At 66.6% G+C, this 14,629-nt stretch carries 11 protein-coding genes; 2 read left to right on the top strand and 9 right to left on the bottom strand.

Annotation, left to right across the window (positions count from 1 at the left end; genetic code table 11):
* Positions 1–42 precede the first annotated feature (42 nt).
* The 5 genes from ABZX86_RS01590 to ABZX86_RS01570 form a co-directional block, all read right to left on the bottom strand.
* Positions 43–1,290 (bottom strand): acyl-CoA desaturase, encoded by a 1,248-nt coding sequence (locus ABZX86_RS01590; protein ID WP_355118934.1) that lies wholly within the window; start codon positions 1,288–1,290, stop codon positions 43–45.
* 95 nt (positions 1,291–1,385) lie between these two features.
* Positions 1,386–2,795 carry a fatty acid desaturase gene (locus ABZX86_RS01585; protein ID WP_355118932.1) on the bottom strand — a complete coding sequence of 470 codons (1,410 nt, stop codon included), beginning with the start codon at positions 2,793–2,795 and terminating at the stop codon, positions 1,386–1,388.
* A 144-nt stretch (positions 2,796–2,939) separates the two neighbouring features.
* Positions 2,940–4,100, bottom strand: a complete 1,161-nt coding sequence (locus tag ABZX86_RS01580) for a ferredoxin reductase (RefSeq protein ID WP_355118930.1) — start codon at positions 4,098–4,100, stop codon at positions 2,940–2,942.
* Positions 4,101–4,335: 235 nt separating this feature from the next.
* On the bottom strand, positions 4,336–4,854 hold the full coding sequence (locus ABZX86_RS01575) for a hypothetical protein (RefSeq protein ID WP_355119797.1): 519 nt from the start codon (positions 4,852–4,854) through the stop codon (positions 4,336–4,338).
* 52 nt (positions 4,855–4,906) lie between these two features.
* Positions 4,907–6,322 carry a wax ester/triacylglycerol synthase family O-acyltransferase gene (locus ABZX86_RS01570; RefSeq protein WP_355118929.1) on the bottom strand — a complete coding sequence of 472 codons (1,416 nt, stop codon included), beginning with the start codon at positions 6,320–6,322 and terminating at the stop codon, positions 4,907–4,909.
* Positions 6,323–6,756: 434 nt separating this feature from the next.
* Here ABZX86_RS01570 and secA point away from each other — a divergent pair, with 434 nt between their 5' ends.
* The gene (gene secA / locus ABZX86_RS01565; RefSeq protein WP_355118927.1) at positions 6,757–9,582 is read left to right on the top strand and encodes a preprotein translocase subunit SecA; all 2,826 of its coding nucleotides are present in this window, start codon (positions 6,757–6,759) and stop codon (positions 9,580–9,582) included.
* 264 nt (positions 9,583–9,846) lie between these two features.
* Here the strand turns inward: secA and ABZX86_RS01560 are convergent, their stop codons facing one another.
* Positions 9,847–10,071: a hypothetical protein gene (locus tag ABZX86_RS01560; protein ID WP_327141820.1), complete on the bottom strand. Its 225-nt coding sequence runs from the start codon at positions 10,069–10,071 to the stop codon at positions 9,847–9,849.
* A 466-nt stretch (positions 10,072–10,537) separates the two neighbouring features.
* Between ABZX86_RS01560 and ABZX86_RS01555 the strand changes: the two genes are divergently transcribed.
* Positions 10,538–13,192, top strand: a complete 2,655-nt coding sequence (locus ABZX86_RS01555) for an AAA family ATPase (RefSeq protein WP_355118924.1) — start codon at positions 10,538–10,540, stop codon at positions 13,190–13,192.
* Between the two features lie 4 nt (positions 13,193–13,196).
* On the opposite strand, the gene ABZX86_RS01550 is transcribed toward ABZX86_RS01555, so the two are convergent.
* The 3 genes from ABZX86_RS01550 to ABZX86_RS01540 are packed head-to-tail and all read right to left on the bottom strand — an operon-like array spanning position 13,197 to position 14,565.
* Complete coding sequence (locus ABZX86_RS01550; protein ID WP_355118922.1) at positions 13,197–13,514, bottom strand: hypothetical protein; 318 nt, start codon at positions 13,512–13,514, stop codon at positions 13,197–13,199.
* Positions 13,515–13,570: 56 nt separating this feature from the next.
* Positions 13,571–14,101, bottom strand: a complete 531-nt coding sequence (locus ABZX86_RS01545) for a nitroreductase family deazaflavin-dependent oxidoreductase (RefSeq protein WP_355118920.1) — start codon at positions 14,099–14,101, stop codon at positions 13,571–13,573.
* Between the two features lie 2 nt (positions 14,102–14,103).
* Positions 14,104–14,565 carry a YbaB/EbfC family nucleoid-associated protein gene (locus ABZX86_RS01540; protein ID WP_355118918.1) on the bottom strand — a complete coding sequence of 154 codons (462 nt, stop codon included), beginning with the start codon at positions 14,563–14,565 and terminating at the stop codon, positions 14,104–14,106.
* Between the last annotated feature and the right edge of the window lie 64 nt (positions 14,566–14,629).

Genomic DNA, 14,629 nt, shown 5'->3' with positions numbered 1-14,629 from the left:
CCCCGCTGAATTCAGCGGGGGCGCTTCGGGTGGTTCAGTGGCTCAGCCGACGAGGGCGGGCTGGCGGGTGATGCGGCGACGGCCCTCCTTGAGGGCGGTGCGCAGGCCGCGGCGGGCGCCGGTGGCCGGATCGATGCTGGCCTGGCCGCCGAAGACCTTCTCCGACTTGGTTTCCGGAGCGTCGTCGGTGCTGCGGCTCAGGTACTTGTTCGGCAGCGACAGCTTCATGATGGTGCGCCAGGACTTGAAGTACTGCACCGGCAGCGAACCGGTGGTGTACGGCAGGTCGTACTTGTCGCACATGGCCCGCACCCGCACCGCGATGTCCTTCAGCCGGTTGGACGGCAGATCCGGGAACAGGTGGTGCTCGATCTGGTGGCTGAGATTGCCGCTCATGAAGTGCAGCAGCTTGCCGCCGGAGATATTGGCGCTGCCCAGCATCTGCCGCAGGTACCACTCGCCCTGGGTTTCATTGAGCACATCGCCCTTGGTGAACTTCTCGGCGCCGTCGGGGAAATGGCCGCAGAAGATGATCGCATTGGTCCACACATTGCGGATCACATTCGCGGTCAGGTTCGCGGTCAGCGTGCCGAAGAAGGCCGGACCGGTGAGCAGTGGGAACAGCAGGTAATCCTTGCCCGCCTGCTTACCGATCTTCTTGAGCACCAGGGTGCGGTCGGCTTCGAACTGCTTCCATTCGGGGCTGTCCTTGGCCCACTTCTTCTTGGCGATCTTGCCGAGCTCCAAATGCTGGATGGCGACGCCGTATTCGAAGAAGCTCTGCAGCAGCAGGTTGTACAGCGGCTGGCCGAGGTAGAACGGGCTCCAGCGCTGATCGCGGGTGACGCGCAGCAGGCCGTAGCCGATATCGTCGTCCATACCGAGCACATTGGTGTACTTGTGGTGCAGGAAGTTGTGCGTGATCTTCCAGTGCTCGGACGGGCCGGCGTTATCCCATTCCCACTGGGTGGAGTGGATTTCCGGATCATTCATCCAGTCCCACTGCCCGTGCATGACGTTGTGGCCGATCTCCATATTCTCGATGATCTTGGCCGTGCCGAGCAGTGCCGCGCCCGCGAACCAGGCGGGCGGGAACAGGCTGAAGAAAAGCGCTCCGCGGCCGGTGATTTCGAGGCCGCGCTGTAAACGAATCACATTTCGGATGTAGCGGGCATCGCTGTCACCCCGGGAAGATTCGATTTCGCGGCGGATGGCATCCAGCTCCGCGCCGATAGCCTCGACATCCTCCGGGGTGAGGTGTGCGTATTCCTTGACATCCGAGATCGCCATGCAGGTTACTGTACCGAAGGTTACGGCTCCGTAGGTTTCCAACAGTTGAATCCGTAACGTGTCGAACGCCGCATTGCGTTCGACATGTGCATCTGCTAGCGACTGCGCCGCAGAATGCGCGACAGCCGACGCTCGCGGCCCGCCTTCGTCTGCAGCAAATCCTTTTCCTGCCTTGCCTTTTCCTGGAGCGAGGCCTTGGCCTCACGCAGCACGGCCTTCTCGTGCAGCGCCTTCTCCTTGAGCGCCACCTTCGCCTCCTGCAGCGCCGAACGCAGCCCGCGCCGCTCACCCGTCACCGGGTCCACGCCCGCCCAATTGTGCTCGGCCAGCCATTCACTACCGGCCGGCAGCGACGGCATGGCGGGCAGCGTGACGCCCGCGAACTTACGTTCGGACGAGGTCTCCGGCGCATCGTCGGAGGTGCGCTTCAGGAATTGATCCGGCAGGGCCAGCTTGTGAATCGTGCGGAACGCCAACAGGTATTGCTTACCGATCGATCCGGTGGTGTACGGCAGGTCGTACTTATCGCACAGCTCCTTCACCTTCACCGATACCTGGGCGTACCGATTGCTCGGAAGGTCCGGAAACAGGTGATGCTCGATCTGGAAGCTGAGATTGCCGCTCATCAGCGCCATGGCCGGGCCCGCCTCGAAATTGGCGCTGCCCAGCATCTGCCGCAGGTACCACTCGCCCTGCGTCTCGTTCTCGAACTGCTCTTCGGTGAATTTCTGTGCGCCGTCCGGGAAGTGGCCGCAGAAGATGACCGCGTACGCCCACAGATTGCGAATCAGGTTGGCGGAGGCATTCGCCTTCAGCGTCGACTTCCACGCCGGACCGGTGAGCGCCGGATAGATCACGAAATCCTTGACGACCTGCTTGCCCGCCTTGCGCAGGAAATCCTTGGTCGGCGCGGAGAACCACTGGTCCTTCGGAATTCCCAGCTGGCTCTTGGCGGCATCGAGATCGTGCAGCGCGATGCCCCACTCGAACAGGGCCGCCAGCACCAGATTCGCGAACGGCTGCGCCAGATTGATGGGCTTCCATTCTTCGTCGCGCGTCATGCGCAGAATGCCGAAGCCCAGATCCTCGTCCATATCGAGGATGTTGGTATAGGTGTGGTGCGAGTAGTTGTGCGCCCGCTTCCACTGGGACGACGCACCCGTCATATCCCACTCCCAACTGGTGGAGTGGATCTCCGGATCGTTCATCCAATCCCATTGCCCGTGGCTGATGTTGTGCCCGAGCTCCATATTCTCGATGATCTTGGCGACCGAGAGCAGGCCGGTGCCCGCGAGCCAGGCCCAGCGATTGCGGCTGCCGAACAGCGTGGCGCGCCCCGCCGCCTCCAGCACCCGCTGGGCGCGGATGACGCGGCGGATGTACTTCGCGTCGCGTTCCCCGAGGGACAGCTCCACGTCGCGTCGAATGGTGTCGAGCTCCTGACCCAGGGTCTCGATATCCGCCTCGGTGAGATGGGCGAACGCCTTGATGTCGGTGATTGCCACCGGCGATCCTTCCGTGGTTGAACGCCTTCACGCCACAGTGGCGGATTCGCGGCCCCGATCGGGGCCGCGGTCAGGCTCGACTGCTATCGAGGGTAGCGGCTCTTCGGAAACAGGGGGCCGCACGATTCGTTGTTCATACGCGCTTCATACATCGAGCGTGCAATCGCCCGCCGCCGCCGAGATACAGGTCTGCACTTTGTCGCCCGCACGGCGCTCATTGCCGTTGCGAAGATCGCGTACGTGACCCTCTGTGACGGTGACCACACAGGTCTGGCAAATGCCCATTCGGCAGCCGAAAGGCATCTGCACGCCCGCACTTTCGCCGGCCTGCAACAGCGTGGTGGCCCCGTCGACCTCGAGGCTGCGGCCCGCGCGCGCGAAGGTGACGGTGCCGCCCTCGCCGGTGGCCGAGCGCTCGATCTCGAAGCGCTCCACATGCAGCTGATCCGGGATTCCGGCCGCCGCCCAATGCTTTTCGATCTCGTCGAGCATGCCGATCGGGCCGCAGGCCCAGGTGTCGCGCTCGCGCCAGTCCGGCACCCGCTCGTCCAGAGCGGCCAGTGCGAACTTGCCGTGCTCGCCGGTGAAGTGCAGATCGGCGGTGAAACTCGGGTGCCTGTCGTGCAATTCGCGCAGTTCATTGCCGAACATGACGTCATCGGCGGTGCGCGAGGAGTGCACATGCACCACATCCGGGACCACACCGCGCCGGTCCATGGTGCGCAGCATGGCCATTACCGGGGTGATGCCCGAACCCGCGGTCAGGAACAGCACCTTCGCCGGCGGCGGCTCGGGGAGGACGAAGCCGCCCTGCGGTGCGGCCAGGCGCACCACACTGCCCACCGCGACGCCGTTGACCAGATGGCTGGAGAGGAAACCCTCCGGCATGGCCTTCACCGCAATGGAGATGAGCCGCTTGGCCTTGTGTTCGGGATCGGTCCAATCCGGCGGGCAGGTCAGCGAATACGACCGCCAGTGCCAGCGGCCCTCGACCAGTACGCCGATGCCGATGTACTGCCCCGGGGAGAATTTGAAGTCGAAACCCCAGCCCGGCTTGATCACCAGCGTGACCGAATCCGAGGTCTCCTTGCGCACCGCCACGATCCGGCCGCGCAGTTCGCGCGCCGACCACAGCGGATTCACCAGGTGCAGATAATCGTCCGGCAGCAGGGGAGTGGTGATCCGCGCCGCCGCGCCGCGCAGGGCGTTCAGCTTGGTGCGTCCCGCGGTCGCGCCTTCGGCGACGGGCGCCTCCAGCCATTCCCGGAGTCCCCGCACGGAGAATCCCCCAGTCTTCGATGCCATTTTCCGGACGTTCCTGTTCGTCGTGCGCTCGTGGCGCAGGGTGTTCATGCGCGACCCGCGAGGGGTCACAGGCTCCGTGGCGCAGCTTCGTCGCTGCCCGGTGCTCGCGTCGTGCGGCTTGCCGTCGTTGCTCGTCGCACGGTGTCACAGCAAGGTTACGGCATCGTAGGTTACGGTGCCGTCGGCGACAACAATCCGTCATCAGAGCATGTTTTCGGCGGGGAGCTCCGGCGGGTTACAGCAGGTCCAGCAGGAAGGGCAGTTCCTGTGCCGCGTACCAGGCCAATTGGTGGTCCTCGGCATCGCCGAGCACGAATTCGGCATCCGGATCGCCCATATCGGCGGCATCGATGACATCCACCGCCTTGGCGACCTCGGGTTCGGCCTCCGCCAGATCCACATGCACCGAGGCGATGCGGTCGTACGGAATGGCGCTCGACAGCCGCACCACGGCATCGTCCAGATCGGGCCGGAGCGTGGCATCGTCCACATCGGCGGCGATGACCGCGCGCCGGAAGACGGGACCGCGCGCGGGCGTGGCATCGGAATCGTCGGCCGAGTCGCCGTCATTGTCGGCCGCGGCCTGATCCTCGGCCAGCAGTCGCAACGAGGCGCGGGCGGCTTCGCCCATGGCGACCTCGGCCAGTTCGTCGTCGTCGCCGGAGGCGTACGCCTCGCGCAGCGCCGGAGTCACCGCGAAAGCGGTGTCATTGATGACCCGGATCTCCCGGTCCGCGACCAGGTCCCGCAGCATCGGCACGGTGGCCGGTACGTACACCCGCAGTTTCTTCGACACGCCGGACGACTCACTGGACGCAGGCACCGAGCATCTCCTCCATCGACTCGTGCACCGAAGCGGTCAGCACCGCGATATCGGCCATTGCGTCGCGGTCGGCGGTGAGTCCGTAGAAGACCCGCCCGTCATAGGAGGTGAGCCCGATACTCAAAGCCTGAAAGCGCAGCAGTGGCGACACCGGGTACATCTCCAGCATCCGCGCGCCGCCGATGTACATGGGCTGCTGCGGACCCGGCGCGTTGGTGATCACCAGATTGAACGTGTGCTCTGCAAAAGTACTCGCCGACCGCACGCTCATGGCATGCAGGCTCGCCGGAGCGAAACCGGCCATATGCACGAGCGTCCGGGCCTGCACGCCCAGCTGATGCCGGGAGTGCGCCTCGGTGGCGTGCTTTATGTGCGAGAGCCTGATCACCGGATTCGGTTCGCCCACCGGCAGATCCACCAGTAGTGAGGTGACCTCGCCCGCCGGTTTCGCCGCTGCCCCGTCCGCGTACACCGACATGGGCACGACCGCTCGCAGCGCATCGGCCTCGGTGAGCACCTGCCCGCGTGAGAGCAGCCAATTGCGCAGCGCGCCGGTGACCACGGCGAGGATGACGTCATTGGTGGAGCAGTCGAACCGCTTGCGGATCTTGCGGTAGTCCTCCAGATCGGTGCGCACCACCTCCACCCGGCGATTGCGCGAGGTGCGGGTGTTCAGCGGGCTGTCCGGTGCGCCCAGCGCCGCCGTCCGCAGCATGGACACCATCTTCTGCACGGCCTTGCCGGTGGCGTCGACCACCGCGAACGCCTCGGCGCCGTGATGGCGCATGACCTCGAGGGCCTCGCGCGGCTGGGTGGCCAGGTGCAGCACCGCGCCGATGAGCAGTTCCAGATCGGGGGGTTCGCGATGCGCGATCCAGGCATCGTCGGCGACCTCGCGGGGCGCGGGCGAGGTGTCCAGGATCACATGTCCGATTTCCAGGGCGGAATCACCGTCCACCAGCGCCGAATGCGTTTTGGTGAACAGCGCCGAACGGCCCTGTGAGAGGCCCTCGACGAGGTACATCTCCCACAGCGGCCGGGTGGGGTCGAGCGGGCGCGAGGCCAGCCGCGCGACCAGGTCCAGCAGCTGTTCGTCGGTGCCCGGTTCCGGCAGCGCGGACCGGCGGACGTGATAGGTGATGTCGAAATGCGCATCGTCCACCCACACCGGGCGGCCCAGCGTGAACGGGATTTCGCGTACTTTGCGCCGATAGAGCGGAACCATCGGCAAACGCGATTCCACCAGCGACACCAGACCGTCGTAATCGAGCGGCGGATGGCCGGAATTTCCGGACGGAACCGAATTGCGCAGAATGGCGAGGGAACCGATATGCATCGGGTTGCTGCTCGATTCGAGCCGGTAGAACGCTGTGTCCTGCGGCGTCAGTCTCGTGATCACGCTGCCCGCTACTCCCTGAAATCCCTGCCTGCGTCCGCAATGGTGTCCCCCCCGCCGAGACATCGGCGGCGCGCGCCGGTTGAGTGGCAAGCTATCGCAATCCGATGACCTGGGGGAACGATCCGGGCGCCACTGCCCGTGTGCTCGCGTCGCCGTCGACGGCCCCCGGCCGGGATGTGGGCGCAAGCCTCCGCACCCCTGGCCTTCGTACATCGTACGCCAGCCTCCCGAAACAAGTTCCGCGACAAAGCAATCGGTGGTTATTTGCCTTCTCATCGCTCCGGCGGCCCCGCGGCCCCGGCAGTTTGGGGCACGTCCACACGGCCCCTACTCAGATACGCGCATTACCATGGCAGTGCGCGCGTCCTACGCGCACTGCTTTCCCGCCTAGGGGGGCGTACCGAAGACCACCGACCAGAGGACTGAAAAGACCCGTGCCTGCGCTGTCGCTTTCGAGGTTGCTACGGATTGGTGAAGGTCGCACGGTCAAGCGCCTTGCGAACCTGGCGGATGAAGTCATCGCCCTGGACGAGGAGTTCACGGCGCTGTCCGACTCCGAGTTGCAAGCCAAGACCGGTGAGTTGCGGGAGCGCTACGCCGACGGGGAATCCCTCGACGAGCTGCTCCTCGAGGCCTTCGCGACCGCCCGGGAAGCGTCCTGGCGTGTGCTCAACCAGAAGCACTACAAGGTGCAGATCATGGGTGGCGCCGCCCTGCACATCGGCAATGTGTCCGAGATGAAGACCGGTGAGGGCAAGACCCTGACCTGTGTGCTGCCCGCCTACCTCAATGCCATCGGCGGCGAGGGCGTGCACGTGGTCACGGTCAACGACTACCTCGCCAAGCGCGACTCCGAGTGGATGGGCCGGGTGCACCGCTTCCTCGGCCTCGAGGTCGACGTGATCCTCGGCGGTATGACCCCGGCCCAGCGCAAGGTGGCGTACCACGCGGATATCACCTACGGCACGAACAACGAGTTCGGCTTCGACTACCTGCGCGACAATATGACCCACTCGCTGGATGATCTGGTGCAGCGCGGGCACAGCTTCGCCATCGTCGACGAGGTCGACTCGATCCTCATCGACGAGGCCCGCACCCCGCTCATCATCTCGGGCCCGGCGGACGCCTCCTCGAAGTGGTACGCGGAGTTCGCGCGCATCTCCCCGCTGCTGAAGAAGGACCTGCACTACGAGGTCGATATCAAGAAGCGCACCATCGGCGTGCACGAGGCGGGCGTCGAATTCGTCGAGGATCAGCTCGGCATCGACAACCTGTACGAGGCCGCGAACTCGCCCCTGGTCAGTTACCTGAACAACTCCATCAAGGCCAAGGAGTTGTACAACAAGGACAAGGACTACATCGTCCGCGACGGTGAGGTCATCATCGTCGACGAGTTCACCGGCCGAATCCTGGTGGGGCGCCGCTACAACGAGGGCATGCACCAGGCCATCGAGGCCAAAGAGGGCGTGGAGATCCAGCCGGAGAACCAGACGCTGGCGACCATCACGCTGCAGAACTACTTCCGGCTCTACGACAAGCTGTCCGGTATGACCGGTACCGCCGAGACCGAGGCGGCCGAGCTGCACCAGACCTACGGCCTGGGCGTGGTGCCGATCCCGACCAACCGGGAAATGGTCCGCGTCGACCAGTCCGACCTCATCTACAAGACCGAAGAAGCCAAGTACTCCGCGGTCGCCGACGATATCTCCGAGCGGCACGAGAAGGGCCAGCCGGTGCTGATCGGCACCACCTCGGTCGAGCGCTCGGAGTACCTGTCCAAGCAGCTGACCAAGCGCGGTATCCCGCATTCGGTGCTGAACGCCAAGTTCCACGAGCAGGAAGCGCAGATCATCGCCGAGGCCGGTCGGCCCGGCGCGGTCACCGTCGCCACCAATATGGCCGGTCGTGGTACCGATATCGTGCTCGGCGGCAATGCCGACATCATCGCCGACATCCTGCTGCGCCGTCAGGGCCTGGACCCGGTCGAGACTCCCGCGGAGTACGAGGCGGCCTGGCTGCCCGCGCTCGAGCGCGTCAAGGAGCAGACCGCCGAAGACGCCGAGACGGTGATCGAGGCCGGCGGCCTGTACGTGCTCGGCACCGAGCGGCACGAGTCGCGGCGTATCGACAATCAGCTGCGCGGTCGTTCCGGCCGTCAGGGTGACCCGGGCGAGTCCCGCTTCTACCTGTCGCTGGGTGATGAGCTCATGCGGCGCTTCAACGGCGCGGCCCTCGAGTCGATCATGACCCGCCTGAACCTGCCCGACGATGTGCCGATCGAGGCCAAGATGGTCTCGCGTGCGATCAAGTCCGCGCAGACCCAGGTCGAGCAGCAGAACTTCGAGATCCGCAAGAACGTCCTCAAGTACGACGAGGTCATGAACCAGCAGCGCACGGTCATCTATGCCGAGCGTGCCCGCATCCTCAACGGTGAGGATATGGAGGGTCAGGTCCAGGAGATGATCACCGATGTGATCACCGCCTATGTCAACGGCGCCACCGCCGAGGGCTATGTGGAGGACTGGGATCTCGCCAAGCTGTGGTCCGCGTTGAAGACGCTGTACCCCATCGGCATCGATTACAAGGAGCTGACCGGCGAGACCGCGGGCGGCGACGTCGGCGAGCTTTCCCGCGAGGATCTGCTCGAGGCCGTTCTGGAGGATGCGCACAGCTCCTACGAGAACCGCGAGAACGAGATCGATTCGCTCGCGGGCGAAGGCAGCATGCGCAATCTGGAACGCCAGATCCTGCTGTCGGTGCTGGACCGCAAGTGGCGTGAGCACCTCTACGAGATGGATTACCTCAAGGAGGGCATCGGCCTGCGTGCCATGGCCCAGCGCGACCCGCTGGTCGAGTACCAGCGCGAGGGCTTCGACATGTTCGCCGCCATGCTGGAGGGCCTGAAGGAGGAGTCGGTCGGCTTCCTGTTCAACCTGCAGGTCGAGGTGCAGCAGCCGCAGCCCGCCGGGGTTTCGGTCGGTGCGGGCCTGCAGTCGCCCGTCGGCAATCGCCCGCTGCCCACCGAGGAGGCCGTCCCGGCCGCCAATGGTGCGCCGGCGGCGCTGCGCGCCAAGGGCATCGGCGATTCGGCGCCCCGGGCGCTGAGCTACTCGGGTCCCGATGAGGACGGCCGTGCGGTCGCCCACAGCGATGAGGACGAGTACGGCAACGGCGATTCCGGCACCCGCCGCGAGCGTCGCGAGGCCGCTCGCGGCCAGTCCAAGCAGGACAAGGCGCCGAAGTCCAAGCGCCGCCGCTGATTCCGGTACTGCCGCGGTCCGGATAGGACCGCGGCTCCGGTGTCCGGCTCGATACAGCAAGAAGACGCCCCGGGTGATATCACCCGGGGCGTCTTCGTTTCCCCAGCGCCAGCTGGAAGCCCTGCACAGTCCGAGTTGGACCGCTGTCATTCACACCCCGGTGAAATCACCGGGGGCGCTTCGGTTCCCATGGCTGAAATGATGCCAACCCCTTCCTGGCATCTTCCCGAGCTGTCCGCCCCGCAGGACCGAAGCGAGTGTTGCCTACTGGGCGGCCGGCGGCGTGGTGGTGCCGCTGCCGCTGGTCAGCAGCTTCACCAGGCCGGTGACCAGGTTGGCGGAGCCGGAGGCCGAACCGGTCGGCGAGGTCGGGGTCGCCGGGTCGGTGGTGGCCGGCGGGGTGGTGGTATCGGCCATCGCGATACCGGTACCGGCGAACAGCAGACCGGTGGCGGCAACGGCGACACCCAGCACACGCATCTTGCGCATTGATTCTCCTTGTGATGAAACAAAGTCAGCGGTGAAATTCGCTGACTCGGAATACTTATCACGCGGTGTTCTGGGACGGCAAATCAATTAGTGTTTCAAGCATTTGCTGGGATTTGATAATTCGAATTGAGCGCAGCAGAAATTCGCCCCGCGCAATAGGTGCGCGTGGCATCGATCGAATGCGTATTCGTGATGATGCCGATGGACTATCGGCGAGTGACGGGTGTTCCCCTGCTCCCGCGCGTGACTGCTGCCCCTCCTGTAGGAGCCGCCCCGACTCGGCCGCTCTTACTACTGGTGGGGATGCTAGTCAGCACGGGCATCGGTGACATCGGCCGTTGAATCGGTCACCGTATCGGTCATGCTTTCCCAGTCGGTCTGTTATTGATGTGTGATTGCCCGGTGATAGTCGGCACGCCCTGATTCGCGATTTGGTTGCGGTCTGTTAGCTGATGTAATGTGCATTGTGCGCGAGATCGAGGGGCTCTACGGGCGAGAACACGAACAGGTCCAATTGGGCCGAATGCTCGCGATGGCTCGCTCCGGTCGCGGTTCGGCCATTGTGTTGCACGGGGAACCGGGTGTGGGTAAATCGGCACTACTGCGGGACACCATCGCCGAGGCGGCGGATTTTCGCGTACACGGCTGTGAGGGCGACCCCGCCGAATCGGAGCTGAATTTCGCGGCGCTGCACGAACTGCTGCTGCCGCTGTCCGATCGCCTGACCGCACTGCCGGCCCCGCAGGCCGAGGCGCTGGCGCAGGCGTTCGAGAGCCGCAGCGATCCCGTCGACGGATTCCTCGTCGGCGCCGCGCTGGTCACATTGTTCGCGGCGCTGGCCGGGGAACAGCCGGTCCTGCTCGTTGTCGGTGACGCGCATCTGGTGGATGCCGCGACCACCCGGGCCCTGCAGTTCGCGATGCGACGGCTGATCACCACACCGGTGGTGCTGCTGTGCGCCCTGTCCGGTGATCCCGCGCAGTCCGGCTGGGACCGGCTGCCCACGCTGCGGGTCGGCGGACTGTCCGATGCCGCCGCCCGCCGGCTGCTCGAACAGCGCTGGGGTGTGCTCGGAGCATTGCGGACGGCGCGGGTGCTGCGGGTGGCGGGCGGCAATCCGCTGGCCCTGCGTGAATTGCCGGTCCAGGCGGAGGAATTCGCGGGTATCGCGGCCGGGCCCGTGACGCTGGGCCCGCGACTGGCCGCCGCCTATCGCGACCGGATCGCCGCACTGCCCGATGCGGTGCGGACGCTGCTGCGGTTGGTGGCGGCGGAGGACCGCGGCGTGCTCCGCGTGGTGCTGGCCGCGGCGGCCACGCTCTGGCACACCGGCGGTGCGCACCTCGGCGGTGCGCATCTGGCGAGCGCCTGGGAGCAGGTGGAATCGGCGGGACTGCTGGTGGTCGGCGACGGCCGTGTCGAAATGCGTAATCGCCTGCTGTGCATGGCCGTGTACGACGCCGCGACCCCGGCGCAGCGCCGGTCGGCGCATCTGGCTCTGGCGGCGGTGCTGGCCGGACCCGAGGATATCGATCAGCGTGCCTGGCACCAGGCGGCCGCGACGGATCCGGCGGACGAACAGCTGGCGGCGATCCTGACCGAGCGCGCCGAGCACACCCGCGACGGATCGCTCGCGGCCGCCGCCATGCTGCGCCGGGCCGCCGCGATCACGCCCGATCCCCTCGATGCCGGTGCGCGCATGGCGGCCGCCGCTCGATTGGCCTGGGCGGGCGGGGATATCGAGTCGGCGCGCCGGCTGCTGGATCGGGCCGTCGAGCGGATCGGTACCGAGCGGGCCGCCATTGCCGGCGGGGGACTGGCCGGACTCCTGGAATTTGTTGCGGGCGAACCGGATCGGGCCAATGCGATGCTGCTGCACGATGCCGCGGTGGTCGATGACCGGACCGCCGCCGAGTTGCGGGCGCTGGCCGCGCAGGCGCGCTGGGCCGCCGGTCACGATGACGCCGTGTCGATGCCGATGCATTTCGATACGGCCGATTTCGGGCCCGGTCCCTCGCTGAGCATCTGTCAATTGCCGCCCGCGCCACTGGTTCTGCTCTGGGGGCTGGCGGATCGGGCGCTCGAGCCCTTCACCCGGGCGACCACGCAGCTGCGGAATGCCGGCGCCCGCGCGGCCGCGGTTTTCATGCTGCCGCAATTGGCGATCGTGCAGTTCGCGAACGGCCGCCTGCCCGCCGCGGAGGCGACGCTGGCCGACGCGTTCGAGCTGGCCCGATCTGTCGGCACCGACAATGTGCTCGCGCACTGCTGGAACCTCAATGCGAAAATCGCTGCGCTGCGCGGTGATTCCGATATTGTCGGGGACAGCATCGAGCGCGCGCTGGCGCTCGCCCGCCCGCATCGGGCGCATGCGCTCATCGCCTCGTCCTATTGGCATCTCGGCTTCGACGCCCTGAGCAACGGTGATCCGGAGACGGCCTATCTGCGGCTGCGGGCGCTGGCGCAGCCCGGGCACGATGCCCGGCATCCGACGTATGCCCGGCTCGCCGCCCCCGATATGGTCGAGGCCGCCTGCCGGATCGGCCGGGTCGGCGAAGCGGCGGAGTACTACGAGACGATCCGCGCCTGGGCCATTCGCTCCCGCGCCGACTGGGCGATGTCCGCGGCCTACACCTGCCGGGCGCTGCTGAGCGAGGACGAGCGGGCCGACCACTACTTCCGCCGTGCGCTGGCGGTGCGCCGCACGCGGCACGATCTGAACCACGCCCGCACCCGGCTGCTCTACGGCAAGTGGTTGCGCCGGGCCCGGCGGCGCGGTGATGCCGCCGAGCAATTGCGTACCGCCCTGGAGTCTTTCGAGCGCATGGGCGCCGTACCGTGGATCGTGAGCGCGCAGCAGGAACTCGATCTCACCGGCCGCGCGCCCACGCTGACACCCGGGACGGGGCCCGGTTCGGTGCTGACGGCGCAGGAGTTGCGCGTCGCCCGCCTGGCCGCGCAGGGCCTGACCAATCGCGAGATCGGCGTCGAACTGTTCGTCAGCCCGCGCACCGTCGGGCATCACCTGTCCCGGACCTTCGGCAAGCTCGGCCTCGGCGGCAGAGCCGAACTCGCCGATATCGACTTCGACAACGGCCTGCGCATCAGCCGGCAGCACTGAGCCGTCAGTCCAGCCGCATCGATTCGCCCCAGTAGCGTGGATCCGAGTTGACGAGGATCATCCCCGCTACGCTGCCGGCGCAGCTTCCGCACGAGTCCACCCGAATGAGCTTGTCGACATCGATGTCACCGCCGAGCACGGCGCGCGCCGAAAGCCACACCGCGCGCAGATACAGGGCGGCGGGCCTCCCGCAGCGCACGCATCCGGGCAACTCCCGGCTGTCGTCATTGCGGCCGATCCGCACCTCGGGTGTCACCGGTGCGCCCGGCCCCAAATCCTCATCGAGGAGCGGCGAGTACTCGCTCCGCTCATGGTCTTCCACTTCGGCAGGCTAAACCACGCTCGCAAACCCCCGCACTCCCTACGGCCGGATGCCGCTCAGATCCTGGTCAGTTCGAACAGCCGGAACTTCCGGTCCCCCGCCAGGCGCTGCTCCATGGCGTAGCCGCGCCAGAACGTGACGGCGCGGTCCCAGGCGTTTTCCCGGTCGGCTCCGGTGAGCCACCGCACCGCCACGGTGAAACGTTCACCGTCGACGTGCAGTTCCGCGTGCTCGGCGGCCTTCAGGTTCGCCGACCACGCGGGGTGTTCCGGCCGTCCCCAATTGGATCCGATGAGCAGGAACCGTTTCCGGTCGTCCGGGTAGGGGACGTACAGCAGGGATACGGTGCGCGGCAGGCCGGTGCGGCGGCCGACCACGGTCAGCTCCAGGGAGGGCAGTCCGGCGATATCGAGAACGCCCTTGCGCCCTCGGGTGATTCGCCGGATGGTCCGGTCGAGCGCGAGGATCGCCGGTGACATGCGCATGACGATCGGGCGTGCGGCAATGGCCCGCCCGAGCGCGGGCAGCGGATTCCAGCGGGCGTGCTCGCCGCCCCGCCGGACCGGCCGCGTTCGACGCTGTCGCATGCTCACCAGGCCCGCTGCGGGAGATCCCAGTCGTCCCGCCAGTCGCTGGGCCCGACCGTGCCCGGTGGCAGCGGTTCATCGTAGGACTCGGTCGCATAGGGGCGCTGTGCGCGTGGGGGTTTCGACTGTGCGGCGCGCATTCCCGCCGCCGCACTCTGGTGCAGCAGTGAAGCGGCATAGGGATTGTCGGTGAAGGTGCGCCGCAGCGCGGCGGCGCTCGCGCCGGCCTGGGCGCACGCCGCCTGCTGCGCCTCCACCACCAGGCGCGCGAGCTCCCGCATCGCCGTGCCCTGCAGCGCATCGTCGATGGACAGCCCGGTGAGCGTGCCGTCGGCATCGACCTCGGCGCGCACCTGCCCCTGCGCCGCCGCACCCTGCCCTCTGATCCGGGTCACCTGCTGCCCGATGTGCGCGGCGTGCAGCATCAGTTCTGTCAGTGCGATATCGGCATTGCTCGAGATCATGGAACTCCCTAGGGGGTGGGGAATTTCAGTGGGCTGCGAGAGATGGGGGCTGAGAGATGTGGGC

This window comes from Nocardia sp. NPDC006630 (genome assembly GCF_040611495.1).
In the GTDB taxonomy this organism is placed as follows: Bacteria; Actinomycetota; Actinomycetes; order Mycobacteriales; family Mycobacteriaceae; genus Nocardia.
Note: the sequence above shows the minus strand (reverse complement) of the source record. Positions and strands in the feature narration are given on the sequence as shown.

Coding starts and splice junctions, on each gene's coding strand:
- ABZX86_RS01575 (WP_355119797.1), bottom strand. CDS start 4,854: ATGCTGCGGGACCTGGTCGCGGACCGGGAGATCCGGGTCATCAATGAC.
- ABZX86_RS01590 (WP_355118934.1), bottom strand. CDS start 1,290: ATGGCGATCTCGGATGTCAAGGAATACGCACACCTCACCCCGGAGGAT.
- ABZX86_RS01545 (WP_355118920.1), bottom strand. CDS start 14,101: ATGCGACAGCGTCGAACGCGGCCGGTCCGGCGGGGCGGCGAGCACGCC.
- ABZX86_RS01540 (WP_355118918.1), bottom strand. CDS start 14,565: ATGATCTCGAGCAATGCCGATATCGCACTGACAGAACTGATGCTGCAC.
- ABZX86_RS01560 (WP_327141820.1), bottom strand. CDS start 10,071: ATGCGCAAGATGCGTGTGCTGGGTGTCGCCGTTGCCGCCACCGGTCTG.
- ABZX86_RS01580 (WP_355118930.1), bottom strand. CDS start 4,100: ATGGCATCGAAGACTGGGGGATTCTCCGTGCGGGGACTCCGGGAATGG.